General features: G+C 56.5%; 11 protein-coding genes. 4 read left to right on the forward strand and 7 right to left on the reverse strand.

Annotation, left to right across the window (positions count from 1 at the left end; genetic code table 11):
* Nucleotides 1–39 precede the first annotated feature (39 nt).
* Nucleotides 40–1,668: a Na/Pi cotransporter family protein gene (locus GHO25_RS02715; RefSeq protein ID WP_153389835.1), complete on the reverse strand. Its 1,629-nt coding sequence runs from the start codon at nt 1,666–1,668 to the stop codon at nt 40–42.
* Between the two features lie 90 nt (nt 1,669–1,758).
* Nucleotides 1,759–4,473 carry a magnesium-translocating P-type ATPase gene (gene mgtA, locus GHO25_RS02720; protein WP_153389836.1) on the reverse strand — a complete coding sequence of 905 codons (2,715 nt, stop codon included), beginning with the start codon at nt 4,471–4,473 and terminating at the stop codon, nt 1,759–1,761.
* A gap of 1,078 nt (nt 4,474–5,551) precedes the next feature.
* Here mgtA and xerC point away from each other — a divergent pair.
* The 3 genes from xerC (at nt 5,552) to GHO25_RS02735 (ending at nt 8,620) form a co-directional block, all read left to right on the forward strand.
* Nucleotides 5,552–6,397 (forward strand): tyrosine recombinase XerC, encoded by an 846-nt coding sequence (gene xerC, locus GHO25_RS02725; protein WP_048371915.1) that lies wholly within the window; start codon nt 5,552–5,554, stop codon nt 6,395–6,397.
* An 88-nt stretch (nt 6,398–6,485) separates the two neighbouring features.
* On the forward strand, nt 6,486–6,692 hold the full coding sequence (locus tag GHO25_RS02730) for a PLD nuclease N-terminal domain-containing protein (RefSeq protein ID WP_048371663.1): 207 nt from the start codon (nt 6,486–6,488) through the stop codon (nt 6,690–6,692).
* Between the two features lie 374 nt (nt 6,693–7,066).
* Nucleotides 7,067–8,620 (forward strand): TerC family protein, encoded by a 1,554-nt coding sequence (locus GHO25_RS02735; protein WP_153389837.1) that lies wholly within the window; start codon nt 7,067–7,069, stop codon nt 8,618–8,620.
* A 195-nt stretch (nt 8,621–8,815) separates the two neighbouring features.
* Here GHO25_RS02735 and GHO25_RS02740 read toward each other — a convergent pair whose 3' ends face one another.
* From GHO25_RS02740 to GHO25_RS02750, 3 genes are all read right to left on the reverse strand, one after another.
* Complete coding sequence (locus tag GHO25_RS02740) at nt 8,816–11,236, reverse strand: glucose/quinate/shikimate family membrane-bound PQQ-dependent dehydrogenase (RefSeq protein WP_153389838.1); 2,421 nt, start codon at nt 11,234–11,236, stop codon at nt 8,816–8,818.
* Between the two features lie 341 nt (nt 11,237–11,577).
* A complete protein-coding gene (locus GHO25_RS02745; RefSeq protein WP_153389839.1) occupies nt 11,578–13,155 on the reverse strand; it encodes an aldehyde dehydrogenase (NADP(+)) in 1,578 nt (525 codons plus the stop codon).
* Between the two features lie 17 nt (nt 13,156–13,172).
* Nucleotides 13,173–13,808, reverse strand: coding sequence for an isochorismatase family cysteine hydrolase (locus GHO25_RS02750; protein WP_153389840.1), 636 nt, complete (start codon nt 13,806–13,808; stop codon nt 13,173–13,175).
* Nucleotides 13,809–14,079: 271 nt separating this feature from the next.
* Here GHO25_RS02750 and GHO25_RS02755 point away from each other — a divergent pair, with 271 nt between their 5' ends.
* The gene (locus GHO25_RS02755) at nt 14,080–14,577 is read left to right on the forward strand and encodes a helix-turn-helix domain-containing protein (RefSeq protein WP_178109955.1); all 498 of its coding nucleotides are present in this window, start codon (nt 14,080–14,082) and stop codon (nt 14,575–14,577) included.
* A gap of 296 nt (nt 14,578–14,873) precedes the next feature.
* On the opposite strand, the gene GHO25_RS02760 is transcribed toward GHO25_RS02755, so the two are convergent.
* A complete protein-coding gene (locus tag GHO25_RS02760) occupies nt 14,874–15,305 on the reverse strand; it encodes an N-acetyltransferase (RefSeq protein WP_178109956.1) in 432 nt (143 codons plus the stop codon).
* Nucleotides 15,306–16,266: 961 nt separating this feature from the next.
* On the reverse strand, nt 16,267–17,814 hold the full coding sequence (locus tag GHO25_RS02765; protein WP_153389842.1) for an IS66 family transposase: 1,548 nt from the start codon (nt 17,812–17,814) through the stop codon (nt 16,267–16,269).
* Nucleotides 17,815–17,833: the final 19 nt, after the last annotated feature.

Consider the following 17,833-nt stretch of genomic DNA (forward strand, 5'->3'; position numbering starts at 1 on the left):
CTTTTCAGAAGATTAAAAGATCGCGAGGCGAGCTCGCTCCTACAGGTTAAGGGTGTCTGGGGTATTGCGTTCGAGCACTGGATAGCCCAGCGCGGCGATGTGGTGGTGTACGCGGCGGTAGTCGCGCAGTACACGTTGGAAGATATCGCCTGACTCGGCCCAGGCGGTTTTGTCGTTTTGCAGTTTACGAAAGTGCTCGCGGCTGGCGCGGGCTTCGAGCTGGCGCACGATTTCTTTGTGGCTCACCAGCCTGTTTGCCGCCGCTATGTCTTCGCGCAAGAAAGCCGTGATTGCCAGGTTTAGGCTGTCCAGCAAGGCCAAGTGCAGGCCCTGGATGTGCTGCATCTCAAAGGTCGAGAAATGTTCGCCACGGCGGGCCCGGCGAATCGCCAGTTGCGCCAGATTGCTGAGGATGTCGCCCGCATGCTCCAGGTTGATCACGAACATGAGGATTTCCTGGGCGCGATCGGCGTCATCGTCGCTCAAGCCTTCCTGGCCTATGTCCGCCAGATAGGCGCGAATCGCCGCGCTTAACATATCCACGGAGTGGTCCAGCTGGCGCACCTTGTCGAAAGCCGCTTGATCGGGCTTTTCGAACAGTTGCAGCACCTGATTGAGCATTAGCGACGCCATGTCCGCCAGCCGTAACGCTTCACGCACGGCATTGGAAAGCCCGATATTGGCCACTTCCAGCCCGGCTTCGTCCAGGTATTGCGGCATGCCCGGGTCTGCTGGCCGCTCTTGTTGCGGGAACAGGCGGCTCAGGCCGTTGGCCATTGGCTCAATCAGACCAATACACAGCACCGCCAACGCCAGGTTGAACGCCGCATGCAAGTACACCACCAAGTGCGCAGGGCCGAAGTTGGTCTGGGCCAGTTGGTCGGCCAGCAGCGGCAGCCACGGCAACAACAGCACGGTGCCCAGCAGGCGAATCAGCAAGTTCCCCACGGGCAGACGACGCGCCACGGTTGAGCCGGCACTGAGTACCGAGGGCAACGCGCCGCCGACGTTGGCACCCAGCACTAAGGCCATGGCGGTGACCGGGGCCATCATTCCGGCCCCGGCCAGGGAAGCAATCAACAGCACCACGGCCACGCTTGAATGGCACAGCCAGGTCAGCAACACCCCGGCCACGACAGCTATGATCAAGTCGCCATCCAGGCTTTGCATGACCGCACGAAACACCGAGGTGGCCTCCATGTGGCTCAGGGTTGCACTGAGCAGGCCCAAGGCCAGTAGCATCAGCCCCAATCCAATCAGTGCGCAGCCGATGCTTTCGTAGCGTGAGTCGTCGCGCAGGCGATACACGATAAAACCGGCCAGCAGCATGATCGGTGTGGCCAGCGACGTGTCGAAGCTCAGCAGTTGCACCACCAGGGTTGAGCCAATGTTGGCGCCCAGCATCACGGCCAACGCTGGCGCCAGGCTCAAGGTGCCGGCGGCGGTAAAAGAGGTGGCCATCATGCTCACGGCGGTGCTGCTTTGCAGCACGCCGGTGATGCCAATGCCGGACAGCAGTGCCATCCAGCGGTTATTCAGATTGCGCCCCATCCAGTTGCGCAGTTGGGTGCCGAAACCGCGCAGCAGCGCGGTAGAAATCATATGAGTGCCCCACAGCAACAGTGCAATCGCACCGGCCAGGTTGAGCAAGAGAGTGGTTCCTGACATGAGGAATCTCCACAAAACAAACATTCATGTTTACGCCATCTACACACAAGGCCGGGCTGACGCGAAACCGCGTCAGCCCGGCTTTTTACGTCAGTACCACTGTTTGAAACGGCGGATGTAAATAGTCTTCATCAGTTGTGCGACGCAGCAGTAGCTGACCAGCGTCGCGACCAGCCACGGGAAGTACGCCAATGGCAGCGGCTCCAGGCCCACCAGAGTGCCCAGCGGCGAGAACGGCACGTAGATGCCCAGGGCGATGACAATGAGGGTCATCATCATGACCGGCCATGCGGCGTTGCTCTGGAAGAACGGGATCTTGCGGGTGCGCAGCATATGCACCACCAGGGTTTGCGAGAGCAGCCCTTCGATGAACCAGCCGGACTGGAACAAGGTCTGCACGTCGACATTGTTGGCCTTGAACACGTACCACATCAGGGCAAAGGTGGTGATGTCGAAGATCGACGAGGTTGGCCCGATCCAGATCATGAAGCGGCCAATGTTCTTGGCGTCCCATTTACGCGGCTTTTGCAGGTATTCCTTGTCCATCCGGTCCCATGGCAGCGCCAGTTGGGAGATGTCGTACATCAGGTTTTGCAGCAGCAGGTGAATCGACAGCATGGGCAGGAACGGGATAAAAGCGCTGGCCACCAGCACCGAGAACACGTTGCCGAAGTTGGAGCTGGCGGTCATGTTCAGGTACTTCATGATGTTGCCGAAGGTTTCGCGACCTTTGAGCACGCCTTCTTCGAGCACCATCAGGCTCTTTTCAAGGAGGATGATGTCAGCCGATTCCTTGGCGATGTCGGTGCCGCTGTCCACGGAAATCCCCACATCCGCATCACGCAACGCCGGGGCGTCGTTGATGCCGTCACCGAGGAAGCCTACGGTGTGACCATTGGCCTGTAGCGCCTTGAGCACCCGGGATTTCTGCAATGGTGTGAGCTTGGCAAAGACCGTGCGCTGCTCGACTTCGTGCTTGAGGGTTGCGTCGCTCATGGCTTCGATTTCCGGCCCCAATAGCGGGGTTCCGGGCTCAAGGCCAACTTGACGGCAGATTTTGCTGGTGACCACCGCGTTATCGCCGGTCAGTACCTTCACTGCCACGCCAATGTCTTGTAGGGCACGGATGGCCGGGCCTGCAGTTTCTTTCGGTGGATCGAGGAAGGTCAGGAAGCCGCGAATCACCAGGTCGCGCTCATCTTGGGTGGTGTACTGCTTCTGCGCGTTAGCCTTGGGGATGTCGCGGGTGGCGACCACCAGTACCCGGAAGCCGTCCTCGTTGTATTCAGTGGCCCGTGCCAGCAGTTCAGCGCGGCGCGCGGGATCAAGTGCTACACGCACACCGTCTTCCATCACGTGGGTCGAGATGCCGAGCATTTCTTCAACGGCGCCTTTGCACACCAGCAGGTGATCGCCACGGTTGTCCTTGACCACAATCGACAGGCGACGACGCTCGAAGTCAAACGGCAGCTCATCGACCTTGCTGTAGGCAAAAGGCAGCTTGAACTTTGGATCGCGCTCGGAAAACTGCACCACAGCCTGATCCATCAGGTTGCGGATACCGCTTTGGTGATGGCTGTTGAGCCAGGCCAGCGCCAGTACCGATTCATCGCGTTGGCCATCAGGGCCGACATGGTGCTCGAGGATGATGTGGTCTTGGGTCAGGGTGCCGGTTTTATCAGTGCACAACACGTCCATCGAACCGAGGTTCTGGATGGCATTGAGGCGTTTGACCACAACTTTGCGTTTGGCCATGGCGGTGGCGCCCTTGGCCAGGTTGGCACTGACGATCATCGGCAGCATTTCCGGGGTCAGGCCGACCGCCACCGCCAGGGCAAACAGGAAGGCGTCGCCCCAATCGCCCTTGGAGAAGCCATTGAGGAAGAACACCACCGGCACCATCACCAGCATGAAGCGAATCAGCAGCCAGCTGACGCTGTTAACCCCGCGATCGAATGCAGTTTGTGAACGCGAGCCGACAATCGCCTTGGCCAAAGAACCAAAGTAAGTCCGCGGGCCGGTGGCAACCACCACAGCACGGGCCGTACCGCTGACCACGTTGGTGCCCATAAAGCAGATGTTGGGCAGGTCCAGCAGGTTGCTTTGATCAGCCGCAGCGTTGGAGGCCGACTTTTGCGCGACATTGCCCAGGGTGTCGTACTTCTCTACGGGCAAGGCTTCACCGGTGAGCACTGCCTGGCTGATAAACAGATCGCGGGATTCGATCAGGCGTATGTCGGCGGGGATCATGTCGCCTGCGGACAGTTGCACGATGTCGCCGGCCACCAGTTCACGCATGGGGATTTCCAGCACTTTGGCGGGTGCGCCAACGCGTTCGCGGCGCAATACCGTCGCCGTGGTGCGCACCATGGCTTTTAGGGCTTCTGCGGATTTGGCCGAGCGGTGCTCCTGCCAGAAGCGCAGAAAACTGCTCAGGCCCACCATCAAGGCGATGATGATGACTTTGGTCAGGTCGGTTTCTTCACCGTCACGCAAAGGCAGCCAGTAATCGGTAAAGAAGCTGATAACCCCCAAGGTCAGCAGTACATAAATGAAAGGGTTGTGAAGCGCCATCATGAACTGCACGACCGCGTGAGGCGGCTTGTCGTGAGCCACTTCGTTATAGCCTTCATGTTCCAGGCGATCAGCTGCATCCAGCAGGGTCAGGCCATCTGTGGTGGCCCGGACATTGGCCAGGGTGGCGGCCAGGCCGTTTTGCGCTTCCCGTGCAGCGCGCATCGACAATTTGCTGTTTTCGCCTGCGTTGTTCTTGTCTCGAACGTTGCTATTTTTTACCGCGCTCATGGTCATACTCCTGTCGCCAACGCTCGACAAAACATACCTTGGCTTGCCGTATTCAAGACGAGCCAAAGTATGCCGAGTCGCAGATATCGCGATCGGTTTTAATAAGTGTTTAAGTGCGCTTTAAATGCCCGCTACAACAATTAACTTAATAGTTGCGCAGCGGGTGGCTACTGGCTTCTTCCATAGGGAACTCCAGTTATTCAACAGTGGTTTAAAGCCTGTCAGTGGTCAGCGCCAGGCGCGACTCTGAGGCTCCTGAAGGTCGGCCATGCTCCAGCGCTGCTCCAGTTGACCTGTGGCAGGGCTGACGCGCCAATGCACCTGATGGTGCGCAGGTTTTGCGCCGAAAACGGGGGATGAGAAGGGCGTGCGGGCGGATCGCGCAGTGCCTGGATCACGGGCCAATTTAACCCGCATGCTTGAGGTAAAGGCGCGAACGCCAGGTAGAACAAAGGCTTTAAAGGTCATAACACACCTCGTAACCGGACGGCTGCCGGGGAGGTCGTTACGTTGGAGCGTCAAGCTCTAGCGCAGTTGACCTCGCCCAGCAGGCGAGTCCCGTCAATGTCTGAATTGGGCGCCCGGTCAGGCGTTTTCACGCAGGCCGGGCAGCGACTAGATACTGTGTCCATTAGCTTCTTTTGTGAGTGAGTAAAGTGCCGACTGAGTCGGCCCATGCAATCTACTGAGACGGGTATATCAAGTCAACGTTAAACACCAGCAAGTGCGGGCGGTACAGGGAGTGTTCAGCAACTTGAAAGAGTGCATTGAAACTTAAGTTTCAATAAGGCAGTTATATGACAGTTACAAATTAATAACACATCACATGTCCCGTGTAGGAGCGAGCTCGCCTCGCGATCTTTAGATCTTGATGATTAAAGATCGCAGACCATCGCCTTCAGCGAGTCAATCTGCGGCTATAAGTACGCGTCGGATCTATAGGTTTGGGTTATATTACGGCGTGTTTCAATCCGTACCGAGAGTGGTTGTGTCGATTAAAGACCCCGCAGCATTACAGCTTCTTCAAGCGCCTGTTGCGCTTTACCTGCAACAGTTGGCAGCGTCCAGTCGCCAGACCATGCGCTATGTGCTGCAGGACGCGGCTGATCGTTTGGGCGTCGATGATGTCGCGATTGAGGAATTCCCCTGGCATCAACTGCAGCCGGGGCATATCACGGCCCTGGTGGCGGCGCTGCGTACCGATGGTTATGCGCCCAATACGTCGTCTTTGTATGTGAATGCGATTCGCGGCGTGATGAATCAGGCCTGGCAGCAGAGCCTGATTACTCAGGATCAGCTCCTCAAAATTCGCGCAGTGAAGGCGGGCGGTGGTTCGCGCCTGACCAAGGGCCGTAACCTGCGCCGCACCTTGATCCGCGAGCTGATGGATGTCTGCGCTGCGGACCCGCGCCCACAGGGGCTGAGGGATGCAGCAATCATTGCGATTTTGTATGGCTCGGGCATGCGCAAATCCGAGTCTGTGAACATGGATTTGCGTCAGGTCAACATGGCCGAGCGCAGCTTGCAGGTTTTGGGCAAAGGCAACAAAGAACTGATCAAGTTTGCCCCGGCCTGGGCCTTCGAAAAGCTCCAGGTCTGGCTCGATTTTCGCCGCGAGCAACTGCCGGAAGGCGTCAGCGACGACACGTTTTTGTTCAACCGGATTCGCCGTGGTAGCCACATCACCCGTGAGCGCATCACCAAGCATGCGATTTACTACATCGCCAAGCAGCGCGGTAAACAGGTTGGCGTGGACATCATGCCCCATGACTTTCGCCGCTCGTTCATTACACGGGTGATTGAGGAATATGACGTCTCGATCGCTCAGAAACTCGCCCACCACGCCAACATTGCCACCACCGTCAGCTATGACATGCGCGATGACAACGAGCGGCGTAATGCCACTGATCGTTTTTCGCTGTAATGCGCACTGACCCTCGAAGCATTTTGAAAAATTAATGAACCCTCACGCCTACAGCCCGCCTAAAGTTATATAACTAGCGAGGTGATGTATGGAAATTCCTACGTTTTGGGCTGTATTAGCCGTCATTCTGCTGCTACTGGAGCTATGGACCATTCGCGGAGTGCTGAGAAGTAATGCACCGGTGAACAGCCGGTGCATGTGGGTGGCCGTGGTGATCTTTGTGCCGCTGTTCGGCATGTTGGCGTGGTTGCTGGTGGGCGCCAAAAAACACGCCCACCCCAAGGCTTCGAGCTAGCACCGTGCCTGGCGATGATGAGCGTTGCGATTATCCAGCCCGGATAATCGTTAACGCCCATCGCATGGCTCGCTTGCTGTGGCATACGAAGGTGGAGCAGCAGGCGATGTAAAATCTTGTAATAACAATATGCGCTGACTGGTGCGGGAGTCGCTGTAGGATTGCCTCCCGAATTTCATCAAGGCCTATATGAACACCCTCCTGGAGCCTCCCAGTTTTTTCTTGCACCCCGCATCCGTTTTGCGCTTAGCCGCCACTCTTGAATCTCCTGCGTGTTTCCCAAATTTATTGGGCACGGGCAATACGCCCGTCGCTTCGCGTGCTTGTGCGCGTCATTCGTTGACCCCGATGTTTCGAGAGGCTGAATAACCGTTATGGAATGGATTGCAGATCCCACGGCCTGGCTTGGCCTGTTGACATTGATCGTGCTGGAGTTAGTGCTCGGCATCGACAACCTGGTGTTTATTGCCATTTTGGCGGACAAGCTGCCACCTGAGCAGCGCGACCGTGCGCGGGTTATCGGCCTGACGCTGGCCTTGTTGATGCGTTTGGGCCTGCTGGCCAGCATCTCGTGGATGGTCACGCTGACCGAGCCGTTGTTTGAAGTGTTTGAAAAGTCCTTCTCTGGCCGCGATTTGATCATGCTCTTTGGTGGCCTGTTTCTGTTGTTCAAGGCGACTATGGAGTTGCATGAGCGACTGGAAGGCCACGTTGCCGAGCGCAAGTCGAATGCGGTGTACGCCCTGTTTTGGCCGATCGTTGCGCAAATCGTGGTGCTGGACGCAGTGTTCTCCCTCGACGCCGTGATTACAGCAGTGGGCATGGTTGAACACTTGTCGGTCATGATGATTGCCGTGGTGATCTCCATCGGCCTGATGATCATTGCCAGTAAGCCGTTGACCAAATTCGTCAACAGCCATCCAACCGTGATCATGCTCTGCCTGGGCTTTTTGATGATGATCGGCTTCAGCCTGACGGCCGAAGGCTTGGGCTTCCACATCCCTAAAGGCTATCTGTATGCGGCCATCGGTTTCTCGATCCTGATCGAGCTGTTTAACCAGATCGCTCGCTCGCGCCGCAAACGCAGCTTGCAGGGCCTGCGGCCGATGCGTGAGCGCACGGCCCATGCGGTGATGCGCCTGCTGGGCGGTCGCAAGCTGAACGAGGATGAAGTGGGTGAGGAAATTGCCGACATGCTCGAAGGCGGGGAGTCTGAAGAGGTCTTCCACCGACGTGAACGGATCATGATCAGCGGTGTGCTGCAATTGGCAGAACGCCCGATTCGCACGGTGATGACCCCGCGTGCCGAGATTGATCATATTGATCTGACCGACTCTGAGGAACAGATCCGCACCACCCTGATGCATTCTTCGTACTCGCGATTGCCTTTGATCAGGGAAGGGCGCATCGATGAACCATTGGGTTTTGTACACAAAAAAGAGCTGTTAAAGGAACTGTTGGCCGGTCACAAACCCGACCTTGAGGCGATGGCGCGCAAGGCAATCAACCTGCTGGACAGCTTCACCATCCTCAACGCCCTGGAGCAGATGCGCAAAGAGTCGACCCACATTGCGTTTGTGATCAACGAGTTTGGTGACTTTATCGGCATCCTGACCATGACCGACATTCTAGAGTCGATTGCCGGTGAACTGCCGGACGCCAGCGAAATTGCAGGCCCGAATATCGTGGCGCAAGGGGACGGGTATTTGGTCAGTGGCGCCTTGAACCTGAGCCAGATCAGTCGGCATACCGGCTTTACTGCAAGGCCTACGGATGACTATCAAACACTGGCCGGCATGGTCATGAGTTTGCTCGATCGGTTGCCGGTGGTTGGCGACAAACTGACGTGGGAAGGCTGGAGCCTGACCGTGGTTGAAGTCGAAGAACGCCGCGTGACGCGAGTGTTGTTGACGAAAGAAGGGTTGTAGCAGCTGCCGAGTTTTACGAGGCTGCGTGAGGCGGCGCAACCGTCGTAAGCCTTCAGTTATATCCGGAGTTATGGATTTACGATTGCTTCGTAATCGAACGTAGCCTCGCGGAGCTCGGCAACTGCTACGAGGGAAACCCTTGGGAGCCGGACAATAAAAACCCGCCTGTTCAGGCGGGTTTTTATTTACAGCACCTTACTGGTTGTCGGGCAACGCGTAAGCAATCACGTAATCACCACGATCAGGCGACTGGCGTGCACCACCGGCGGTGATCACCACGTATTGCTTGCCGGTTTTCGGCGAAACAAAGGTCATCGGGCCACCTTGGCTGCCAACGGGCAAGCGGGCCTTCCAGGCTTCTTCACCGTTGGCCGAGTTGAAGGCGCGCAGGTAGTAGTCCTGGGTGCCGGCAATAAACACCAGACCGCCTTGGGTGGAGAGGGTGCCACCCAGAGTTGGCATGCCAATTGGCAATGGCAGCTTCATTTTGATGCCCATTGGGCCCGTGTCTTCAACAGTGCCCACGGGTACTTGCCAGGCAATTTTCCGGGTTTTCATATCGATGGCGGTCAGCGTGCCGAAAGGCGGCGCCTGGCATGGAATGCCGGCCACGGACAGGAAGCGGTTTTTGTTCACGGCATACGGCGTACCTTTAAGCGGTACAGCGCCCATGCCTGTGTTCAGTGCTTCGCCACCGGAAGAGGCCTTGGCGTCTTTTTTCTGCGGCACCATCTGGCTCCACAAGCCCAGACGCATGTCATTGACGAAGATGAAACCGTGCACCGGGTCAGTCGACAGGCTGCCCCAGTTCATGCCGCCCAACGACCCTGGAAAACTCAACGAAACGTCAGTACCCGGTGCGGTGTACAGGCCGTCGTAGCGCATTTTCTTGAAGGCGATGCGGCACAGCATCTGGTCAAACGGCGTAGCGCCCCACATGTCCGACTCAGTCAGCGTTTGCGCGCCGATCTGCGGCATGCCCACCGATTTTGGCTGGGTTGGGGAGTAGGGTTCGTTCGGGATGTTCGAGGCCTTGACCGGAACTTCTTTCACTTCAGTCAGCGGCTGACCAGTGTGGCGATCCAGCACATAGATCTGACCGGCCTTGGTGCCGACTACCACCGCAGGCACTTGAGAACCGTCGGCCTTGGTGAAGTCGATGAGGCTTGGCTGCATCGGCAGGTCAAAGTCCCACAAGTCATTGTGGACGGTTTGATACACCCACTTTTCATCACCGGTGGTAGCGTTCAGTGCCAGTATCGAGGCGCCATAGGTGTGATCCAGTGAGGTACGTTCGACACCATAAATGTCGGTGGACGAACTGCCCATCGGCAAGAAAACAGTGTTCATCAACGGGTCATAAGACATCGGCGCCCAGCTGTTCGGCGTGCTGCGAACGTAGGTTTTGCCGTCAGCAGGAGCCTGTTTGTCTTGCGGGTTGCCCGGGTCAAAAGCCCAGCGCATGGCGCCGGTGACCACGTCGAAGCCTCGAATCACGCCGCCTGGCATGTCGGTCTGCACGTTGTCGGCTACACGACCGCCCACCACCACGGTCGTACCGGCCATCAACGGCGCGGACGAGAGCTGGTAATAAGAGTCAGGCACATCGCCCAGGCCGGCTTTCAGGTCAACCTGGCCGTGGGTTCCGAAGTCTTCGCAGAACTTGCCGGTGTCGGCATCAACAGCAATCAGGCGGGCGTCGATGGTGTTGGTCAACAGACGGCGCTGGCAAGCTGCACCCGGCGCCACACTGACGGTAGCTGCAGGGGTGCTGCCATCGGTTGGGGCAGCGATGGCAGCGGTGGCATCAAAGTAAGCCAGACCACGGCAACGCTGCCAGACCGCCGACTTGGCGTTGATTTCATTCTTCCACAGCTCTTTGCCGGTGTCGGCATCCAGCGCGATGATGTTGTTGTGCGGGGTGCAGATGAACACCTTGTCGCCCACTTGCAGCGGGGTCATTTGGTCTTCTGCGCCGTTGCCATCGCTGAACGCGATGTCGCCGGTGTGGTAAGTCCAGGCTGGCACCAGCTTGGATACGTTGCTGCGGTTGATCTGATCCAGTGCGGCAAAGCGGCTGCCACCTTCATCGTTACCGTAGTGTTCCCAGTTTTTCTGTGCTTTGGCTGGATCAACCTTGGTCAGGCCGGGGCCGTCACCTGTAGGTGCAACCGACGCGTGGGGCTGAAACATTCCCCAGAAACCAACAACAATGGCCACTGCAAGGGCAGCGCTCAGCGCATAGCCACCGTTACCCTGCAAGCCATTGGCCTTGCGCAGCGTCGGGTAAGCCAACGCCACTACCAGGCTCAATACGGCCAGGGCAAACAGCCGTGAAACCAGTGGCCAGAACACCAGCCCGGCATCTGCCACCGACCAGATAACCGATGCCACCATCACCGCTGCAAACAGCCAGGCACCGACCACACGGCGTTTAAACATCAGCACCGAAGCAACGAGCATCCCGATACCGGCAAGGACGAAGTACAGGCTGCCGCCGAGTGTGGCGAGGTAACCGCCGCCCGCTATAAACAGCAAGCCGAAGACCAGCACGCCCAAGGCGGCGATCCAGATTGGCCAACGGCTGACAGTGGCCGCAGGTTGAGACTTATTCATGGCGCATGACCCTATAGATGCATGAAAGTGATAAGGAATTCAGGGTAACCAGCCCATAACACTAGCGCTGATTTCCACGAAGGAAGCTCAGGCGGATGCCGCATCGTCTGGAACAGACAGATGCACATGGGTTATGAACTAAATGGTTAATTACCGACACAATATCAAAAAAAATGCGCCTGCGACAAATTGTCAGTCGCCATGAACGAGAAACACTGTTGTGGAGCGCGTAACAATCGAGGGGAGAAGGAGGGCGATATAGAAGGAGAATGGCGGGTTTGTTTGCTGCTTGTGGGTCCCCACGAACGGGCACGATGCCGCGTTCGTGGGGCTGGTTTAGTTCAGGCTTTAGCCAGTTCACCTTCAGTCAGGCGCCAGATACCCGCCGGATTGTTGTGCTTCAAGGCCTCAGGCAGCAAGTCGTCCGGAAAGCCCTGGTAGCAGACCGGCCGCAGGAAACGCTCGATTGCCGTCATGCCCACAGAGGTAAAACGACTGTCAGACGTTGCAGGAAAAGGCCCGCCGTGAATCGACGCATAGGACACTTCTTGGGGATGCGCGAACGCGTTGATCACAATGCGGCCCGTGCGACGTTCCAGAATAGGTAACAAGCGGGCGGCGAAGGCGTGATCGGCTTGGTCAATCTGCATCGTCGCACTCAATTGGCCCTGGAACTGTTTGGCCAATGTGATCAGCTGCTCTGTATCGCTGACGCGCACCAGTAGCGCAGCAGGCCCGAAAACTTCCTGCCCCAGTGTTGCATCAGCCAGCATCTGCGCACCGTCAACTTCGAAAAGCACCGACTGGCCGTCCCATGGGCGTTGCGCTTCACTGCCAGCCGCAATAAGTTGCGCACCCGCGTTGCTCTGCCGCTCGACATTCTTGCGATACGCGCTGTTGATGCCTGGGGTGAGCATGGTGCGCGCTTGCATGGCCTGGACGCGAGCAATCATTGCGTTCTTCAGTTCTAAATAACCGGGGCCGTCGACTGCCAGCAAAATGGCAGGTTTGAGGCAGGCCTGGCCAACAGTGACCAGCATCCGCTCCGCAAAACCATCACCGATCTCACCACCGCGGGCTGCGAGGGCTGCGGGCAAAATGAAGGTCGGGTTGACGCTGGTCATTTCAGTGAAGACCGGAATCGGATCCGGGCGCAGTTGTGCCCGGCGGTAGAGTGCCATGCCGCCCACTTCCGAACCGGTGAAGGTGACGCCCTTGATCAGCGGATGATCAACCAGCGCCTCGCCGATCTCATTACCACCGCCGCGAACCAATGAAAACACGCCCTCGTGCAGGCCAGCGTCTTTAACTGCTTGCTGAATGACCCGGCCCATCAGTTCCGATCCGCCGGGGTGAGCGTTGTGCGCTTTCAGGATCACAGGGCAGCCCGCCGCAAGCGCCGAAGCGGTATCGCCGCCGGCCACTGAATAGGAGATCGGAAAGTTACTCGCACCGAAGATCGCCACCGGCCCCAGGGCAATTTTTTGTAAACGATGATCCATCCGCGCACGCGGTAGACGCTCGAGCTGCGCCGGATCAATGGCCGCCTGACGGAATCGCCCTTGACGGACAACCGTTGCAAATTGACGAAACTGAGTCGCCGCTTTGGCTGTTTCACCTTCAAGTTGTGTGACCGGTAAGCCACTTTCCAGTGAAATGCGTTGCGCAAGTTCGGCGGTGATCGCCTCAAGTCCGTCGGCGATACGCTCTAAAAACGCCGCTCGGTCGGCCAGACTGGAGTTGTTAAAACTGTCGAACGCGTCGTCGGCCAACTGCGCGGCACGATCGACTTCGGCTGGGCCACCCAATGCGAACGAAGGCTCTATCTCGGTGCTCGTCGCGGGATTCAGCGCTTTCATGGTGCCGGCGGTAGCAGATACTTCCTGAGCACCGATAAGCAAATGACCTGTGAGTTTCATGGTGAGTTCCTACGGCGTCAGGCGCGGGTGGCAGCGTTCAGGGAAGTGATCACATCGGCTGTTTTGAGGATTTCGTGAGCGAAAGTCGGGCCGTTCAGTTCATGGGCGGCATGCATCATTTCTTTTTTGAACGCTGCCGTGGCGTCGCGTACGAGGGTGACGTGATAACCCAGCTCCATCGCAAAGCGGCTTGTAGATTCGATGCAAGTATTGGCAAGCAGGCCGATGACGATCACATGGGTAATGCCTTGCTGCTTCAACTGAAAATCCAGATCGGTATTGGCGAACCCGCTTTGGCCCCAGTGCTCCTGAATGATGATGTCGCCGTCTTGCGGCACGAAGTCCGGGTGCCATTCACCGCCCCATGTGCCTTTGGCAAATGTGTGGCGTTGCTGCACCAAGCGTTGGGTCGGGTTGGGGTGGTCCCAGTTGTCGTAATCACCTGGCTGCCAGCGACGGTGTGGCACGTAAAACACCTGGACATCAGCAGTTCGGGCGGCGGCGACCGTGGCGCGAAGATTGTCCAGCAGATGAACCTCATCAGCGACTTCCTTGAGCAACGGAAACAACTTGCCACCGTGCGATAGAAAGTCGTTATACGGATCAACCAGCAGCAAACCAGTGCGCTCTGCGCGGTAGACGGGATGAGTCATGGCGTTCTCCACTCATAAGATAATTGCGGTTTCACAGTCGACCCAAGACCCCGTGGTCTGATGCCTTGTGATCGCTCACAGATCGAATGCAGTGAGCAAAATCTATCACTATGAAAATCATAGCGTCAACAACCGTTGGGCTGCCAGAGACATTCACACCTGCGTAAGGCCATCCTTAACAGTGACTCTAGATGAGAGGAGGGCAGTGCACGTGCGCGGCCAAAACTGCTCGTGTTACTATGAATTTAATAGTCAGATCAGGAGATACAGCGTGAAACGTGATGCAGAAATAGCCGATACGGTATGCCCGGTAGCGCGGTCGTTAGACATTGTCGGTGACCGATGGACCCTGCTGATCCTGCGTGAACTGTTTATGGGCGCCACTCGCTTCGAAGAAATACAAATCCAGACCAAAGCGACACCGCAAATGCTCGCGACGCGCCTTAAAGCCATGGAAGCGGGCGGGCTGATCGAACGTCACCCATACAGCCAAAAACCGTTGCGCCATGAATATCGACTCACCGAAAAAGGCCGGGCGTTTTATCCCGTCATCTACGCGCTGCGTGCATGGGGAGAAACTTGGTCCAAGGGCGAAGAAGAAGAGATTGCCGTACGCTTTACCCATCGCGAGTGCGGGCACGACATTGGTTTGGGGACTGTGTGCCCAAACTGTGGCGTACACGTTGAGCGTAAAGATCTGGAAGCAAGAATGAGCGAACAATTTGCCGCAGAACGCGAACAAAGGCGGGTGGCGTATAAAGGGAAATGAAAGACTAGAAGTTGCAGTTATTTAACTCTACTAAATGACTGTTTAGTTGAGTTATACCCAAAGAGTGCTTAGAAGATGCACCGGCTAAACATATGTGTGTGACTAAACAGGTCACTGCTATTCATTTGCTGCTAGATTTTTGAGACAGCCCTACAGCCATCAAGACACAACCCGGTATCCAAAAACCAGCGTTTCCAGTGCCTAAACCCACGGCTAACATCGATATTCCTACTGCAAACACAATGCTTTCTCCATGTACGAGGGCCTGTAGCAACAGGCCAAATCTAGCACAAAGATCAACCTGGGTAGCACATCAGAAATTCGGCGTGGCCTGTTTGCTCATCAATTTGCTCTTTGACCCGTTTGAAACCTTGCGACGTGTAGAAGTCAACACTGGACGTGTTTTCCTTGTAAACCGCAAGGCTCAACGCCTTGCGAAGACACTTGGCATGATCGAGTAACTGCTTACCAAAGCCTTTCCCTTGATGCGCGGGATCAACAAACAAAGCAGCCAATTGGTTATCCGATCCCAGCAAAGAATAAAACCCCAAGACACCTGATGAATCCTCAATGACAAAAGTCTCCGAGGCCGGAATATAAACGTCTCGCATCGACTCAGTATTGGATTGCCAAAAAGACGCGTCGATAAAATCATGTGCCTTGATAGATGCACTAAGCCAAATCTCCAGCAGTCGATCCATGTCACGTGGTTCAAATGTTCTGATCACTTTTAGTTCCAAAGGATTGGGATATGCAACGGTGATGATTATGTATGCAAGGCAAGTGTTGAGAGGTTCGCATGTGGTGGGTGTGGATTGGTAGAGATGGATTGAGGGGAAATTCCAGGATCGCGATTTCCTGGCTTGAAATCTGACCTACGCCGTGGCTGTGGGCTTAATGTCAATATTCGCATAATGTATATTATGTTAAATTATGTTTCGTGTAGCGATGATGTCTTATGTCACCAGCCCCCGAAAAACACCCCTCGAATCAACCCGTTGCGCTTCATCCCTCCAATACCTCCTCAACTTCACCAGCCCGCCATCCCTGATCGCTCGGTTTGAAAACCACAATTCAGCAGCTTGAGATCCCATCCGAAATCCCATCGTCTAGTTCGGCCAACGCTCTAGATCTACGGTTGAAACTGAAGCTTCACTGAACTGAGCCGACGATTGCCCTAGTTTAGTGTTGTCCTGTCCTATCATGCCTATGCTTTGCTCGACGATCGGCACCAGCGCTCAAGTCAGCCCCAAGCCTATTCACCATTGATCCCCGCGCCTCAAGCGGCCTAAATCTGATTCCGCATCCGTCAGTATCCCTCGGCGTCTACAATTTACATCCATGATTAGAACGCCAACAGGTAGCCGCAGCCGCTAACCTGACCACCTTGCGTGCCTAGTGACCTCAGCGTGTTTTACGGCCACCGCCACGATAAAGGCTGTCCTTCAACAGCCGCTCAAACAGCGGCTATGGATTCCATCGTGCCGTATCCGTTGTTCCCGCCGATTGTGCTCCTAACCGACCACCAAGGCCTGGAGCGCTCAATCAATAATGATGTCCGCGCGCGGCTCGATACCCTAGACCCCGTGATGGAAGCATTTCAAACGTGGCGCCTCGGCATCTACTTTCTGGCCAAGCAGTGCCAATGGCCGGAGTTCCGTAAGCGTCCGGGCATCCCGTCTTGCGCAACTAAGCCGGTTGCCATCGATGCGGCAACAACTCCCCAATCTCACTCGCCCGCTGCGTCAGCAGGCGAGTAAGAACGTCCTTCAGATAAGCATACGCATCGTGGCCGTTGAGCTTGGCCGACTGGATCAAACTCATTAGCGCAGCAGCGCGTTGACCACTGCGTAGTGAACCGGCGAACAGCCAGTTTTTTCTTCCAAGAGCCCAAGGTCGAATTTGCTGTTCGATATGGTTGTTGTCTATCGGCACCGTGCCGTCGTTGAGATAATGGCTCAACGCAGCCCAACGTTTTAGGCTGTAATCCAAGGCTTTAGTAATCCCCAAACCTTCATGCACAAGCTCGCGCTGGGCGATCATCCAGGCATGAAACGCGTCCATCAGGGGCGCTGCTTTTTCCTGACGTATTCGTCGCCGGACATCCGGTTCCAAATCGCGAACTTCGCGTTCAACTTCATATAACGCCGCGATGTACCGCAATGCTTGCTCGGCAAGCACGCTTTTATTGGTGATGTGTAGGTCGTAGAACTTACGGCGGGCGTGGGTCATGCAGCCGATTTCAGTGACGCCAAGTGCAAAGCTGGCTTTGTAACCACTGTAATCGTCACAGACCAACTTACCTTTCCAGTCGCCCAAAAAGTTGCGGGCATATTCGCCAGAACGACCGGGGCTGAAGTCGTACACCACCGCGCTGATCTCAGCGAACGCGGTCGTGGCGTAGCCCCAAACATAAGCACGGTGGGTTTTCTTCTCGCCCGGCGCGAGCATCTGCACCGGCGTTTCGTCGACATGCACCACGTTGTGCTCAAGCACGACTTGGCGCAGGGCATCGACCAGTGGCTGTAATTGCACGCCGCAAGCACCGACCCAACTGGCCAGTGTTGATCGAGGAATTGCGAGACCGGCTCGACCGAAGATTTGCTCCTGGCGGTACAGCGGCAAATGATCGGCGTATTTCGCGATCATCACCTGAGCCAGCAGCCCGGCAGTCGGGATGCCTTTGTCGATAACTTGCGCCGGCACCGGCTCTTGAATCAAGGTTTCGCAGTTGTCACAGACCCATTTGCCACGAATATGCCGTTCAACGCTGAACACGCCTGGCGTGTAGTCGAGCTTTTCGCTGACGTCTTCGCCGATGCGCTTGAGGGCGCAGCCGCATTGGCATTGAGTGTTTTCAGGCTCGTGATGAATCAGTGTGCGAGGAAACTCGGCAGGCAACGCAGTGCGTTTGGGTTGCTGGCGGGCTACTGATTGCGCTGGTTTGGGTGCCAGGATTTCAAGCTCTGCTTCGATGGCGGCCAGGTCGGTCTCAATCAGGTCGTCGAGCAAGCTGGCCTGATTAGGGCTGAACGACTCGGAGCGTTTGGCGAAGCGGTGGCGTTTGAGCTGGGCTATTTCGTGAATGAGTTGCTGGTTGCGGGTCTTCTGATGAAGCACCTCTTTGTCGAGGCTCGCCAGCTGCATATCTAGATGCTCAACGCGGTTGAGCAACTGCGCAGCGAGGCTGCGCAGTTGTTCAGTGTCGAGCTGATCGAGAGGAGGAGTAGGAATCATGGCGATGACTCTGCCCGAT

The organism is Pseudomonas sp. FSL R10-1350 (assembly GCF_009600525.1).
GTDB classification, from domain to species: domain Bacteria; phylum Pseudomonadota; class Gammaproteobacteria; order Pseudomonadales; family Pseudomonadaceae; genus Aquipseudomonas; species Aquipseudomonas helleri.

Excerpts from the sequence above, each read along its gene's own strand:
- GHO25_RS02715 (WP_153389835.1), bottom strand. The coding sequence starts at position 1,668 with ATGTCAGGAACCACTCTCTTGCTCAACCTGGCCGGTGCGATTGCACTG.
- mgtA (WP_153389836.1), bottom strand. The coding sequence starts at position 4,473 with ATGAGCGCGGTAAAAAATAGCAACGTTCGAGACAAGAACAACGCAGGC.
- xerC (WP_048371915.1), top strand. The coding sequence starts at position 5,552 with ATGCGCTATGTGCTGCAGGACGCGGCTGATCGTTTGGGCGTCGATGAT.
- GHO25_RS02730 (WP_048371663.1), top strand. The coding sequence starts at position 6,486 with ATGGAAATTCCTACGTTTTGGGCTGTATTAGCCGTCATTCTGCTGCTA.
- GHO25_RS02735 (WP_153389837.1), top strand. The coding sequence starts at position 7,067 with ATGGAATGGATTGCAGATCCCACGGCCTGGCTTGGCCTGTTGACATTG.
- GHO25_RS02740 (WP_153389838.1), bottom strand. The coding sequence starts at position 11,236 with ATGAATAAGTCTCAACCTGCGGCCACTGTCAGCCGTTGGCCAATCTGG.
- GHO25_RS02745 (WP_153389839.1), bottom strand. The coding sequence starts at position 13,155 with ATGAAACTCACAGGTCATTTGCTTATCGGTGCTCAGGAAGTATCTGCT.
- GHO25_RS02750 (WP_153389840.1), bottom strand. The coding sequence starts at position 13,808 with ATGACTCATCCCGTCTACCGCGCAGAGCGCACTGGTTTGCTGCTGGTT.
- GHO25_RS02765 (WP_153389842.1), bottom strand. The coding sequence starts at position 17,814 with ATGATTCCTACTCCTCCTCTCGATCAGCTCGACACTGAACAACTGCGC.